Raw genomic sequence first — 14,928 nt, 5'->3', positions numbered from 1 at the left:
CAAATATAAAAAAACAACTCAAACTAGTAGGGTCTAGTAGGTTTTTAACATAAGTGCTTGTGGGTTTTTAACAAAACCAGCTGGCCTTATATTATTTTTAATTTCACTTTCGAAATCTTGAATCGCTAGACGTAATTTGCTTTCAATATCTGGATGAGATTTAATAACATTTGTTGTTTCTCCAATATCATTTTCAAGGTTATAAAGTGATGGTGACTGCTTTCCAGAAATACGAAGCTTCCATTTTCCAGACCTAACAGCTTCCAAATTACCCTTGCTATGATAAAAAAAGTATTGATTAGGTGTTTTACTTTTACCTTGTATTGTATGAAAAACATCCTTTCCATCTATTACTCTATCGTCCGGAATTTGTGCACCGCTAAGCTTCGCAAATGTGGGCAACAAATCCATTGCTGTAACAACCTCATCGTTTGATGCTTTTGCAGGAATAACACCAGGCCACCAAACTACAGTTGGCATGCGCATTCCGCCCTCGAATGTTTGTCCTTTCCTTCCTTTTAAAGGCAAAGCACTACCAACACTTGGCCCATTATCTGATGTAAAAATCACAAAGGTATTTTTATCTAGACCGTGCTTTTTTAAGGTTTCTAAAATTTGTCCTACAGACCAGTCGATTTCAGCTATGGTTTGCGGATAAATTTTGTCTCTAGTTTTATAATCTACTCCTTCTTCATTTTTTAAAATTTCTTTAATATCATTTGGAGCATCTTTCATAAATTTTGGAGAGGCCAATAATGGTCTGTGCGGACTAGTGTGTGGCAGGTAAACAAAAAACGGATTGTCTTTGTTTTCTTCTATAAAACTAATTGCTTTTTCGGTGATTCGTTTATTTAAATAATCTGCCTCCGGATCTTTTTCAATTACAACGTCGCCATTTAACAAAGGCAACGAAGGAAAATTGTACTTCTTTTTATTTGGATGAAACGGATGTATATCATGACTATATGGAATACCAAAAAAGGTATCGAAACCTTGTTTTGTTGGCAAAAACTCTGGCTGATCTCCTAAATGCCATTTACCAAACATTCCAGTTTTGTAACCCACAGATTTTAAAACCTCTGCAATAGTAATTTCATTTGGATTTAACCCCAATGAATCTGCCGCAAGTAACACGCGTTTAGCAATACCTACTCTTTTAGGATAGCTACCCGTCATTAATGCCGCTCTAGACGGTGTACATATTGGTGCCGCTACATAAAAACTAGTTAGCTTTGTCCCTTCTAAAGCCATTTTATCAATTTGCGGTGTTTTTACATGGGTTCCTCCAAAACATCCTAAATCGCCGTAACCTTGATCGTCTGTAAAAATGATAATGAAATTAGGTGTTTTTTCTATATCTTTTGATACCTTCGAGCAACCATACAACAAAAACAAACCGGCTAAAACTAATGCTTTGCACAGCAATATTTTCAAACTTTTGTGAATTAAATTAATCAACATAGTGTATCGTTAAAGTTCTGTTTTTAAAAAATTTGAAATACTACTTTATCGAGTCATTATAATCATAAATAAATATTTGTAATTATAACTTCAATCAGATTAATTATAAAGGAAGAGACTGTAAGCATGAAGCTTACAAATCTCCGCCTTAAAACTAATTACTAACTAAACTCAATATTAAAAGATTAAGACTTAACTACTGTATTACAATTAATTATAATTGATTAACAGTTATTGTCCAATCTGTATGACTACCGTCTGCTGAATGTACGCGGTATGTATACGGCCCTGTGGATAAATCACCAATAATACCTGCTGTTGGAGCATCATTTAGAGGTTCTACCTTGGTTCCGTAGTGATAGATTAAAAATGCTAACCCAGTAATAGTCTCTCCAGCCATTAGATTGACAATAACTGTTTGGGCTGTCTCATCTACTACAGCTGCACCTGAAGACACTACTACCCTTCTTGTACCTGTTAAGGTCGTTTCATCTACATAATACTCTTCTAATTTAACACCGTCCTGTGTTTCCAGTTTCATTATTTGAACATTAGTGATCAATGAGTTATCTCCCCATTGAGACATATCCATTTCAATACGTGGCTCACAAGAATAAAGTGAAACCAAGATAACAAATAGAAATCCGAATTGAATTTTTATATTTTCCATTTTTTTAAATTTTTTGAGTTAATACAAAAGCTTAGAACCAACCTGGGTTCTGCTCTAAGGTTACACCGCCTTCGGTTTCATAAAAATTAATTTCATTTCTAGGAATAGATAACAAGTAATCTCTATCTGGGTCGATATAGTAACCTCTTCCCGCTGGGGTAAAATCTGCATTTCTCCAAAGCGGATTAATATCTTCACCAGTAATGTCAATGTTTGTTCCTAAGGTTAACCTAAGACTAGCCAACTGAGATTGATCATATCCCGCTGCAAGTACACGTGTATCATCATTCCAAAAATCTTCAAATTCTTGGTAATAAGCTCCTACTGGTTTATTCCCGTTTACAACATCTTCATAAATAGCCCAACGTCTTAAGTCCATTCTTCTAAAATTCTCCAATATTAATTCTACACGACGTTCGCGGCGTATTTCATTCAAAATGTTATCAGCTGCAGGATCGTACCCGTCCGAAACATCATAAGTAACACTCCAACTATTGGCTTCACCCATATTTAAATCAACCATACCTACTCTGTCTCGAAGCACATTAACTGTCTTATCAATATCGGTTTGGGAAATGGTTCCCAAAATAGCTTTAGCTTCTGCATAATTCAATAATGCTTCTGCGTAGCGAATCATTATTTCATCTTGTTGATCTCCAGATCGGTTACCTTGGTGGGCAAGCATACCTTTCCAGACTTTGTATCCTCCTCTACCAGTAAAGGAATTAGTTAAATCTTGATACGGTCCTTTCGTAGTATTTTCGGCCGGTACAAAATATTGACTCATTATATCATAAAAATCACCCCTTGCTGGTGAATAAATAGTTTGGTCCAATCTAGGGTCTCTAGCCGCAATAAGGCTACTCAATTGGGTATAATCGTAAGTTTCACTAGAAACAGCTTCTGGCTTACCATCTGCCATTAAATAATTATACACGGCATCTTTAGTTAACCCTCCGTAATACGAAACAATACCTCCGTTATGTTGGGTAGACACCTCCAAAAGAATATCAAAATGTTTGTACAAAAATACACCTTCGTGGCTGCTATAATCTTGTTGATTGAAGAGATCCCAATACTCAAAGCCTGCACTACCTTTATCAATATTGTCTCCTTGGTGGGCAATTAATAAATCTCCGGCATCTACAACTTCACGCAAAAAGTCTAGACCGTCATTACCTTCTACTTTAAATAGTGTATTTTTTCTTCCGTGGTAATATTCCCAGCTACCTTCGTACAAAGCTACCCTTGTTTTAAAAGCTAAAGCACTTTCTTTGTTTATACGAGGCGCAACTGCAAAACCTTCATTTTTCCAATTCATAAGTTCTATTGCCATGTCTAAATCTTCTATAATTTTGCTGGCAATAAAATCGCGGCTGTCCCTTGTTTTAAAAAGCGCTTCGCTATCAGTCCCTAATACCTCATCAATATATGGTACACCACCAAAAGTTTGAAGTAAAGTAAAATAGTGCCATGCTCTAATAAAATAGGCTTCCCCTATATATTGATCCGCTTCCTCGTCTCTGGCTTCCAATTTATCTATACTATTTAACACATAGTTAACTTTACGAATATTGTCGTAGTTGTTATTCCATGTGTTATTGGTTTCATCGGCAGCACCACTTTCAGAATGCTTCATTTCGTTACCGCCTGTTGTTTCCATTAAAAAATTATCGGTACCATTTTCGCCAGCGCTTGTAACATGTCTAGCTCCTAAAACACTACTATACAACCCATTTACATATGTTTTGAAATCGCTAGATTTTGTAAAGAATGTAGCATCACTCATAGAATCTTCTGGGTATCTGTCTAGAAATTCTTCGTCGCAGGCCGTTATTGAAAAAAACAAACCTGTAATTACTAATGTATATAAAATTTTTAGTTTCATTGTTTTTGTTTTTTATTATTAAATTCCTACGTTTACACCTAAAGAAAATATACGCGATGGAGGATAGGTTAGGAAATCGTTGGCAATTTGAATAGGATCATATTCTTTTATTCTGGATTTATTAAAAACCATACCCAAATTCTCTCCACTAACATTAATTGACAAGTTTCGAAGTCCAATTCTTGAAAGCACCTCACTAGGTAAGCTATAGCTCAAATTAACATTTTTTATTCTTAAGTGTGCCAAGTTGAGAGCGTATTGATCATTAGATAGCCTTAAGTAGTCATTATTTATATTTGTATGGTAAGCACGCGGATAATAAGCATCTTGATTATTTAAACTCCAATAACCACGCTCTTGGTTTTGTACCGAGGAAAAGTTTCTGTCCCCATAGGAAAACTTCTGACGAGAATACTTCGTATGTTTCCCCACCCCTTCAAACAAAGCTGAAATACTAAAACCTTTCCAGCTAGCATTTAAGGCTATGTTATAACGGTAACGCGCATAATTATGCCCCAAAAATTTACGGTCGCCTTGAGCATACCAGTAACTACCTTGGCCATTATTTACCAAGCCATCACCATTGGTATCTGCATACAGGATATCACCTGCGTAAAACCACCCACTTCTCCAAAGTGCTTGCGATTGGAAGGTCTCAGAATTTTGAGCAATTCCTGAGCTTGTCCATCCATACAACTCACCAAATACCTGTCCTGGTGTCCATTGGTTTCTTAAACCAGAGTCGCTTCCTTCATATTTAACCACATAACCTATATAATCTGAAATTCCTGCGCGTATACTGTAGTTAAGTGGAGATTCTTTAATATTAAACGCTTTATCTCTCCATGTTGTACTAAATTCCCAACCACGTGTCTCAGAAACCGCATTGTTTCTATTAGGAGGATTAGTTCCTAGTACTTCCGAATATTGCTCTGCTATACCAATTTGATCATAAATCGTTTTTTGATACCAATCGTATTCTGCTGTAAACCTATTATTAAACGCAGCTATTTCTAAACCAAAACCTATTGTTCTGGGTTTTGTCCAAGTAAGATCGGAAGACAAAATACCAGGCATAGTAACGTATGGTAATTTACCACCATCTAGCAGTACTGGTGTTTGACTATTAGTCCCCAAAGTTGGTAAATACGTATAATTACCTCCAGCAGAATTATTACCCAACTTACCCCAAGAACCTTTTATCTTAAACATACTTACCGCATCTTTTAATGGCCAAAAATTTTCTTTCGCTATATTATACCCTGCCGATACGGATGGAAAAAATGCCCAACGAGTTTCTGGTGAATACTTTGATGACGCATCGTAACGCGCGTTAAAATCGAGTAAATATTTTTCCTTATAATTATAGGTTAATCGTCCAAAATACCCTCTAGTTGCCCATGCATAAATAGTATCATCGGCAAATGGGCTATCGCCATAAGTGGTACTTATAGATTGTGTAGTTTGGGTATAAAACAAAGAGTTACCTGCTGAAAGCGTATTGTTTTGAAATAATTCCTCGTTATATCCTGCCAATGCAGTAAAATCGTGATTTTTTAAATTCAGTTTATATGTAGCAACTAAATTTAAATTATGATAAGTTCGGTTTCTAGCGGTCTTTTCTATTTTATCAACAGGCGGGCTACGTCTACTATTTTTTGGTGTTCCATCGGCATCATAGCTTCCAAAAACCGTTTCTGTATCTGTAGTAAGCTGATTATTTACATTCCAGCTATAATCTCCTTTTATGCTAAGCCCCTTAACCAGTTTTAAAGTAAACTGACCTGTTAGCCATAAATCATCAATAGTGTTATGTACGCCACCTGAAAGCCCGTTTAAATTAGGTACAATAGAAAACTCGTTAGGAGATCCATTATCGTCATAATCCGGTAAGCTCCCAATAAACCCCAACAAATTAAACACAGAACCATCATTTTGCCCTTGATTCCAAATATTTGGTCTATTCACTATCTGCCTACCATATTTTGAACTCGCTCCTATGTTGAGCCAATCTGTAACATCTGTGTTTACTTTAATTAAAGAAGAATATCTTTTTAACCAATCGTTGGGTCCATTGTATACCCCTTGATTATTTATTGCTCCTAGACTTGCAAAATAGGTGGTTTTTTCACTTCCCCCACTAAGACTTAAATTGTTTTGCCTATTAAATACATTTTGCCTATAACCCGTCTCGTAATGGTTATTATTGGCATTATATTCGTAAACACTTCCGTATTTTCCGTTAGGCAAAATAATATTTGTAGTCGTTATTTCACCTGCTATATACTGCCTCATGCGTTCTATAGCCTCATCGGTAAATAGTGGCGCCTGTTGCGAATTATACCTTCTATTATTTCTATGTATAGCATCTATATTACTATCTTGAGGATCTGGTAGTCCGATAGGAGAACTTGTAATTAAAGTTGTACTGAAATTAACTTGCATGCCTTGACCTTTTTTACCAGATTTTGTAGAAATCAATATTACCCCATTTGGTGCACGAGACCCATAAATGGCTGAAGCTGCTGCATCTTTTAACACCGATATGCTTTCTACGTCGTTAGGATTAACAAATCTAATGTCCTGCGGCACCCCATCAACTAATACTAATGGAGCTGCTGAAGCATTAATACCTGTAAACCCACGAATATTTAAGCTCGGTTCTGCATTAGGTGCACCAGAATTTATTGTTACATTTAACCCCGGTACTGATGCTGTTAGCATTTCTGTTAACGATTTAACAGGCCTATTTTCCAAATCTTTCATATCTACCATTTGAACGGCAGAAGTTAAATTTACTTTTTTTTGTGTACCGTACCCAATTACAACAACCTCATCTAAAACACCGGCTTCTTCTTTCATGATTATATTTATGGTGCTGGAATTTGCTACAGTTACTTTTTGTGACTGATAGCCAACATAAGAAAACAACAACACAGCTCCTTTTTTCACCTTGATGGCATATTCACCATCGAAATCGGATTGGGTTCCTGTGGTTGTACCTTCTACAATAATATTGACTCCAGGTAAAGGCACGCCAGCTTCATCGACAATGGCCCCAGAAATGGTTAAGTCTTGAATAATTTTTGTTGGCGAGTGCACTTTAGCTTTAGTGTTTTTTAAAGCTTCTAAAGATTTTTTTTCGTCCTTTTTTAAAACAATTTGTTTTCCAAGAACTTTAAACGTAACGTTTGTTCCTTTTAAAACACGCTTTAAAATAGCGTTAACCTGTTCTTTTTTTGCTTTAACAGAAATTGTTTTGTCATAATTCGCGTCATTATAGTTATATAAAAACTTAAATTCTGTCTGTTTTTCAATTTCGTTAAATACTTGTTCAATACTTACTTCTGTTAAATTTAAAGAAATCTTAGTTTTTTGACCATATGTTTCTTTCGCTTGAAGTTGAAACAAGGTAACAAACACAAGAAGTACGGTAAGTTTCATTTTTAAATCAATTTTTAACATAAAAGGGTAAAGCCTTTCATGCTTAAATACTTTTTTCATAATTTAGTTGTCGGTTTAGTGTGGTTAATTACTTTAATAACTACACGCTTAAAATTCGGGAGATATTGGTAGTATCTTCCGTTTTTTTTGGGACTACGTTTGCGTATTCCAAGGAGATAGTTATTAATTAATTGAAATTAATTTGTTTACTAATTACGTCATAGGCAATTAAAATTTTAATGGATTATTATTTTGTTTTCATTTATGGTATAATCAATATTGAAATTGGCATTAAACGACTCTAAGACTTCTTCAATAGTTTCGTTATCGAATGACGCTGCAAATCGCTGATTACCAATTTCAGGATTATTATTTTCTATAGAGACGTTATACTGTCGCTCTAATTTTTTTATTATGTCGCTAAATAAGGTTCTTCGAAAAATTATTTTACCCTTTACCCAGGCGGTTTCCATATCTAAATCGGCTTTTTTTATCGAAACCGTTTTACTCCCTTTATTAAATGAAGCTTTAAAACCAGGGTTTAATTTAGTAGACGATCTTGGTGTATAAGTATCTTTTGCATTATAAACACTTACTGCTCCTTCTACCAATACGGTTTTTATGTTTTTATCTTCTGGATAGGACGATAAATTAAATTCTGTACCTAAAACTCTAACATTCATTTCTCCAGAATTAACTATAAAAGGATGTTTAGCATCTTTCTCTACATCAAAATAAGCCTCTCCATTTAAAAATACTTTTCGCTCGTGGCCGTGAATAAAATGCACTGGATACTTTAAAGATGATCCTGCGTTTAAATAGACTTTTGTTCCATCGGACAACGAAATCTCGAAGTGTTTACCATATGGAATGGTTAGCGTATTATAAATTAACTCCTGTTGATTTTTTATTTTAGAATAGGTTAACTGATTCCCTTTTTGCTCACCTACTATTTCACCTTTAGAATTTAATAAATAATCTTCTTTTACTTCTGTAAGCACTTGAATATCTCCATTTTCTAATTGAAGCGTAATTTGGTTTATTTCTTTTACTGTATCAGATTGCGCTCTAAAATTATTATTGTAAACATAGAAGCCAACTGTGAAAAACACCACCAAAATTGAAGCATATTTAAAAATTTGAAAAAACTTAAAATTGGATTTCGTCTTTTTATTCTTTTTTGTTGGCTCCACCTTTAAAGCATTTGGTGTATTTAACTTTTCTATAGTTTTACTCCAAGCTTTATCTGTATCTAAAGATTCGGCAAATTTTAAACTTTGCGTCTTTTTGTATAAGTATAAATAATCTTTAAAAAGCTGCCTATTTTCTCGATTGTGATTAATCCACTCCGTTAATTCATCAAACTCTACATTACTAATACTATTATTGATGTAAGATGAAACTAACTTAAAAATATGTGGAGGAAACTCTTGCACGAAACTATACTATATTAACTTTAAACTATTTTATATTAATATAACTTCTAAACAATGAAAATGGGTGACAAGAATTTAAACTTTTTTTAAAAAGTTTTATTTTAGCTTTATCCTAGTGAGTTTCTTAGCTGCTTTAATGCCCTTGAATGCTGGGTTTTCACAGTATTTACAGTGATACCCAATTTTAAAGCAACGTCTTTATATTTTTGGTTATCTAAAACAATTGCTTTAAAAACCTCGCGGCATCTTATTGGTAAAGCCTCGACCTCCTTATGAAGTTTATCGTATTCTGAAACAAGATTATTTATTTCAAAATTTTCAACAGCGATTAATTTATCAACCTCGTTTTCGATATTTTGAAAGTGAAATTTTCTTTGCTTTTTTAAAACTTGTAAAGCGTTATTTTTTACAGAAGTATACAAGTAAGGTCCAATCGCATTATTTAATTTTAAATACAATTTATCATCCCAAAATTTTACAAAAAAATCTTGCACAATATCTTCAGACAACGCGTAAGAATCTGTATACTTAAAAGCATAAATACATAATGCTTTGTAGTACTTATCGAACATTTCTTTGTACGCAGCAAAGTCGCCTTTTTTTAATCGTGAAATAATATTTTTATCGGTTGTAGTCATTAAAACTCAAACATCTGTTTTTAGAATTTTTTATTTTTAAGATCTTATAAATTAATTAATAATAAAATTTACCCTAAATAAATTAGAATACTTAAAATTATATTGAAGACATCACTAGTGCAAATATAATAAATAAATTGAAAAAACCAACCAGTACCAACTAGTTGTTGTTAGTCAAGAAAATCATGAAAGAAAAATAATATAGAAACATAACATCAAACTAGTAGGGGCTAGTTGGTTAAGTTGAAAATATTTTATAGATTTGCAACCTCAGTTATGATTAAAATTAAACAGAAAATAGGGACGCCTAAATACAAGCAAATTATTAATACAATTGAAGCATTAATAGTTTCAGGCACACTAAAAAAAGGTGACCAAATACCATCAATTAACAAAATTAAAAACGACAACAAACTCTCAAGAGATACCGTTTTAATGGCCTTTAATGAACTAAAAAGTAGAGGTATTATACAGTCTGTTGTTGGTAAAGGGTATTACGTTTCTAGTGATCAAGTTACTGTAACTCAAAAAATATTTTTATTGTTTGATGAGCTTAATTCATTTAAAGAAGATTTATATAACTCTTTTTTAAAGCACCTCGATGACAGTATTGAAGTTGAAATATATTTTCATCACTTTAACCGATCGATTTTCAAGAAATTAATAAAAGACAACAAAGGCGATTACAATTATTACGTGATTATGCCTGCAAATTTTAACAACACCAACAAGGAGATTAAAAACTTACCAAGCGACAAGGTTTATATCCTCGATCAGCTTCACGACGATTTGTCTAGTTACCCGTCTATCTATCAAAATTTTGAAAAAGCGATTTTTAATAATTTAAATGAAACCAAAGCACTACTATCAAAATATAACCACTTTATTTTAGTAAACACTAAATCTAAACAGCCAGAAGGCATGCTTAAGGGTTTCACTAATTTTTGTGAAGCGCACAACTTTAATTATTCAATTGAAACCACCTTGTTAGAAAAAACGCCAGAAAAAGGTGAATTGTACATTATTCCCGACGATAAAAATTTATTACGAATTTTAAAGAAACTAAAATCGAATAACCTCACTCTTGCAAAAGATGTTGGCATCATTTCGTATAACGACACTTTATTAAAAGAGCTCGTAGAAGGAGGAATAACTACCATATCTACAGATTTTAATGAAATGGGAAAACGTTTAGCCGAAATGATTTTAAATAAAGAGCAAAAACAAATAGAAAACCCAAACCAACTAATTTTAAGGAGCTCTTTATAATGTTTCAAATTTCACATAATAAAACCCAAAACACTTTAGAAGTAAAGCATTCTAATAAAAAACTGTGTGCTAAAATAAATTTAAAAGATGGCGCAAGCCTACAAGAACTCACCTTAAACGCAAACCAAATAATAAAGGATTTAGCACCACTTAAATACAAAAACACCTATGCTTCTTCAATTTTATTTCCATTCGCTAACCGAATTAAAGATGGTGAATATAAATTTGAAGGTAAAACATATAAATTCGACATTAACGAACCTGCAAATAACAATGCATTACACGGGTTAGTTTTTAATAAAACCTTTAATGTTGTGAGTACAAAGGCTACAGAAAACGAAGCCAATATTGTACTTCTTTATTCTGAAAACGAAAAACACCCGGCTTTTCCTTATACTTATAATATTATTATTGCCTATACTTTTACAAGTACAACAGTAAGTTTAAACGTAACTATTAAAAATACCAGTAGCAACACTTTTCCGTTTACTTTAGGTTGGCATCCTTATTTTTCAAGCAAAAATTTATACCAAAGCAATATTTCGTTTAACAGTTTAGAAAAAATTGAACTGGACGATCGCAATATCACCTCTGGTGTAACACCTGCTATTGAAACTGATTTCAATATTAAAAATAAAACGTTAGATGATTGTTGGATTTTAAATTCCGATGAAATTATATTTAAAACACCTTCCTACAAACTACAATTTAACAGCACCGCCGAACAAAATTTTTTACAGATTTACACCCCGCCAACACCTAATACTATTGCGATTGAGCCTACCACAGGCGTTTCTAACAGTTTTAACAATCAAATAGGCTTACAACTTTTAGAACCAAATAAAGATTATAACATTACATGGACTATATTCATTGACAAACTGTTATTAAATAAAACCTTAAAACTAATAGTGTAAACTTGAGTTAAACAAACAATTTATTTATCATTTTTTTATATCAATACACTAAAAAATTAATTAAACACAACTGACAACGGTAGACATGCTCTGTCATATTATCGATAAATATAAAGCCCAATAATGATGAAATTATTGGGCTTATAAAATAAGGTAATACCAGAAATTAACTAAATGCTAAACCACCATTAATATCTACATTATTTCCTGTTATAAATGACGCTTCATCACTGGCTAAATAAGCAACCAAATCTGCCACCTCATCTGGGTGTCCTTCTCTTCTTAAGGGAGTTGATGCTGCTACTTTTACTCTAACCTCATCTTGAGTAAAATCGTCGTGAAACTTAGTTCCTATTAAACCTGGGCAAACTGCATTTATGCGAATACCTTGTGGGCCAAACTCTTTAGCCCAGTTACGAGTTAATGTCATAATAGCACCTTTTGATGCAGCATATAATACAGAACCGCCACCGCCGCCATCTCGACCAGCTTGTGAAGCTAAATTTACTATTGATGCGCCTTCTTCCATCATGGCTTTAAATGCTTGGGTTACAAAAACAACACCTTTAAAATTAACTCCCATTACTAGGTTGTAAAAATCTTCATCTAGCTCTTCTGCTGTTCTTCTGCCGAATAATCCACCTGCATTATTAACAAGAATATCAATTTTATCTCCAAAAGCTTCTTTTGTTTTAGCTACCATGGCATCAATATCAGTTTGTTTTGTAACATCTCCATAAACTGCAATGGCTTCTCCTCCTATAGCTTTAATAGCTTCTAATGTTGCATCTCTATCCTTTTCACTATTTAAATAGTTTACAACTACCTTGGCACCTTCTTTTGCTAATTTTACACAAATTGAACGACCTATGTCTCTCGCTCCCCCAGTTACTACTGCTATTTTTCCTGTTAATCTTCCCATTTTTTGTTCTTTCTTGTTAGTGTTAAGTATTTTGATTTTTATTTAAGCTTTTAATATCATAGCAATATTGATACAACATCTTAAAATGCTCTTTCATTTTTTCTTTTGCCAGTTGTGGATTTTTTGATTTTATCGCTTCATAAATTTCAGCATGTTCAATAATTCGTAACGCATCTAGTGAATTATAATCTTTATGATACTTTTTAAAATCGACTATAATTTGTGGCGTTATACCAATCATGATTTGATTAATAGTAACATTTCCGCTTGCCTTGGCAATGGCTAAATGAAATAATAAATCTTCTTGAACTGCATCTTCGCCAGACTTAAGTTTATTTTCATGAGCCGTTAAAGCTTCTTTTATTCTTAGTAAATCTTCCTCAGAACGCCTTAATGCGGCTAGCCTTACAGCTTTAAGTTCTAATAAAATTCTAGTTTCAACTAAAGATTTAAAATCCGGTAAACCCAAATTTAAAATATCATCTATCATTCCATTCATGGCTATAGTTCCAATATTTGCAATAAAGGTTCCACTTTGTGGTATAGCTTTTAAAATACCATAAGATTCTAGTTTTAAAATAGCTACACGTATACTTCGCCGACTTACATCAAACTTTTCTGCAAGAATTCTTTCTGCAGGAAGTTTGTCTCCAGGTTGTAAATGTTTTTCTTTTATTAAATCACTTATTTTAGAAATTATATTATTTACTCTGGTTGTAATTTCTTGATTTTCATTTTTTGAGAGAATATCTATGTTCATTTGCAAAATAAATTGGTACGCCAGTTTTATTAGGTAAAACTATTTAAATAATTTTACTTACCAAAATAAAATTAAAAAAGGTTAACCAACACATACCACATCTTTACTGATGTTGGCTAACCTTTAAAAAAACTAAACTAACTTAAATACTCCTATTCAAGTAAATTGTTAATATCCTGGATTCTGAGTAATCACACTATTAGTTGCTGTAATTTCGGAGGTAGGAATTGGAAATATGTAATAATTACTATTGATTACCTCTCCCATTTCTTCATCGACCGTATTCGTTCTAACCAAATCGAACCAACGGTGACCTTCTAATGCTAGCTCCAAGCGTCTTTCTTTAGCTATAGCTGTTCTTACTTCGGCTTGAGTAGTTGCTGTACCTACTAAACTTGGTAAACCTGCTCTAGACCTAATATCGTCTAACAATGCTAAAATTGTGGCTGATTGTGCTCCTGTTGCATTTGTAGTTTCGTTTAAGGCCTCGGCGTGCATTAAAATGAAATCTGATAACCTCATTTCTATATGATCTTGCTCTAGAGCTCCAGTATATTTTATTCCTGTATTATTAACTTCATCAATAGTTAAATCTTTTCTTAAATCTGTTGCTCCAGCATTTGCACTACTTTCATCGAAAGCTGCTGTTAAATCAGGATCTAGTGGTAATGGCGATTTTGTATCGGCTCCAGAAAACCAGATAGGAAATTCTGAGGCAAAACTGTAAGCATCTGAAATAGATGATGAAAATTTAGTGGCGAAAATAACTTCTGAATTTTCATCTACTACAACATTTGCAAAATCCGGCTCTAGAGTAACTCCTACTCCTCCAGCATTATTTACAACTCCAGCCAGCAATGGCGCTGCACTATTGTAATTACCTCTGTACATATAAACTTTACCCAGAAGTGCTTGTGCTGCTAACTGTGAGGCTCGACCTTCACTAATTTCTGAATTTGTTAATCCTGAAATAGCAGCTTGTAAATCTGGGATAATAATGTTGTTATAAACATCGTCTGCGGGTTGTCTTTCTAATATTGATAAATCTGAAGTATTTGGTGTTGGAGATAAATTAATAGTAACATCTCCAAATACAGTAACTAATTTAAAATAAGATAATGCTCTTAAAAAGTAAGCTTCAGATATTTCTGTATCGTCGGCAGAGTTATCTATAACATTATTTGCACTTAAAATGGCTTTGTATAAATTGCTGTAAAAAGGACGGAAAAATTGCTCTACTAAATCGCCACCAGCTAAATCGGCATTAAATCTATCAAAGGCAGGATAAGGTTCCTCAATCATTTGCATATTATCCGCTCTAAAGTCTCCCATAATTAATAAAGGTGTAGAAGCTCCTGTTTGATAATAATATGCTGCGAATAACACAGGCTCATATTCTGTTAAAGCACTAGATTCTAAATCTTTTGGCGGGATTTGATCTAAATCATTGTCACAAGATGTTGCTAAGAACACAGACAACAATAATATATATATAATTTCTATTTTTTTCATGATTAAGTTTT

The 14,928-nt window shown here is 33.3% G+C and carries 11 protein-coding genes; 2 read left to right on the top strand and 9 right to left on the bottom strand.

Going from position 1 to position 14,928, the window contains the following annotated elements; all coding sequences use genetic code 11:
* Nucleotides 1-33: 33 nt before the first annotated feature.
* From PW52_RS01820 to PW52_RS01795, 6 genes are all read right to left on the bottom strand, one after another.
* On the bottom strand, nt 34-1,434 hold the full coding sequence (locus PW52_RS01820; RefSeq protein WP_205618110.1) for a sulfatase family protein: 1,401 nt from the start codon (nt 1,432-1,434) through the stop codon (nt 34-36).
* A 241-nt stretch (nt 1,435-1,675) separates the two neighbouring features.
* Complete coding sequence (locus PW52_RS01815) at nt 1,676-2,131, bottom strand: DUF5018-related domain-containing protein (protein WP_044631195.1); 456 nt, start codon at nt 2,129-2,131, stop codon at nt 1,676-1,678.
* 31 nt (nt 2,132-2,162) lie between these two features.
* Nucleotides 2,163-4,019, bottom strand: coding sequence for a RagB/SusD family nutrient uptake outer membrane protein (locus PW52_RS01810; RefSeq protein ID WP_044631194.1), 1,857 nt, complete (start codon nt 4,017-4,019; stop codon nt 2,163-2,165).
* Nucleotides 4,020-4,037: 18 nt separating this feature from the next.
* Nucleotides 4,038-7,523 carry a TonB-dependent receptor gene (locus PW52_RS01805; RefSeq protein WP_082050798.1) on the bottom strand — a complete coding sequence of 1,162 codons (3,486 nt, stop codon included), beginning with the start codon at nt 7,521-7,523 and terminating at the stop codon, nt 4,038-4,040.
* 176 nt (nt 7,524-7,699) lie between these two features.
* The gene (locus PW52_RS01800; RefSeq protein ID WP_052823316.1) at nt 7,700-8,899 is read right to left on the bottom strand and encodes a FecR family protein; all 1,200 of its coding nucleotides are present in this window, start codon (nt 8,897-8,899) and stop codon (nt 7,700-7,702) included.
* A 107-nt stretch (nt 8,900-9,006) separates the two neighbouring features.
* Complete coding sequence (locus tag PW52_RS01795) at nt 9,007-9,537, bottom strand: RNA polymerase sigma factor (RefSeq protein ID WP_044631192.1); 531 nt, start codon at nt 9,535-9,537, stop codon at nt 9,007-9,009.
* A 276-nt stretch (nt 9,538-9,813) separates the two neighbouring features.
* Here PW52_RS01795 and PW52_RS01790 point away from each other — a divergent pair, with 276 nt between their 5' ends.
* Both PW52_RS01790 and PW52_RS01785 read left to right on the top strand, forming a co-directional pair.
* Nucleotides 9,814-10,806, top strand: a complete 993-nt coding sequence (locus PW52_RS01790) for a GntR family transcriptional regulator (RefSeq protein ID WP_044631191.1) — start codon at nt 9,814-9,816, stop codon at nt 10,804-10,806.
* Nucleotides 10,806-11,723: an aldose 1-epimerase gene (locus PW52_RS01785; RefSeq protein WP_044631190.1), complete on the top strand. Its 918-nt coding sequence runs from the start codon at nt 10,806-10,808 to the stop codon at nt 11,721-11,723. The genes PW52_RS01790 and PW52_RS01785 overlap by 1 nt, the downstream gene beginning before the upstream one ends.
* 166 nt (nt 11,724-11,889) lie before the next feature.
* Here PW52_RS01785 and PW52_RS01780 read toward each other — a convergent pair whose 3' ends face one another.
* The 3 genes from PW52_RS01780 to PW52_RS01770 form a co-directional block, all read right to left on the bottom strand.
* Nucleotides 11,890-12,645, bottom strand: coding sequence for an SDR family NAD(P)-dependent oxidoreductase (locus PW52_RS01780; protein ID WP_044631189.1), 756 nt, complete (start codon nt 12,643-12,645; stop codon nt 11,890-11,892).
* Between the two features lie 22 nt (nt 12,646-12,667).
* Nucleotides 12,668-13,405: a FadR/GntR family transcriptional regulator gene (locus PW52_RS01775; RefSeq protein WP_044631188.1), complete on the bottom strand. Its 738-nt coding sequence runs from the start codon at nt 13,403-13,405 to the stop codon at nt 12,668-12,670.
* A 168-nt stretch (nt 13,406-13,573) separates the two neighbouring features.
* Nucleotides 13,574-14,917: a RagB/SusD family nutrient uptake outer membrane protein gene (locus tag PW52_RS01770; RefSeq protein ID WP_044631187.1), complete on the bottom strand. Its 1,344-nt coding sequence runs from the start codon at nt 14,915-14,917 to the stop codon at nt 13,574-13,576.
* Nucleotides 14,918-14,928: the final 11 nt, after the last annotated feature.

This window comes from Neotamlana sedimentorum, assembly GCF_000943565.1.
GTDB classification, from domain to species: Bacteria; Bacteroidota; Bacteroidia; order Flavobacteriales; family Flavobacteriaceae; genus Neotamlana; species Neotamlana sedimentorum.
Note: the sequence above shows the minus strand (reverse complement) of the source record. Positions and strands in the feature narration are given on the sequence as shown.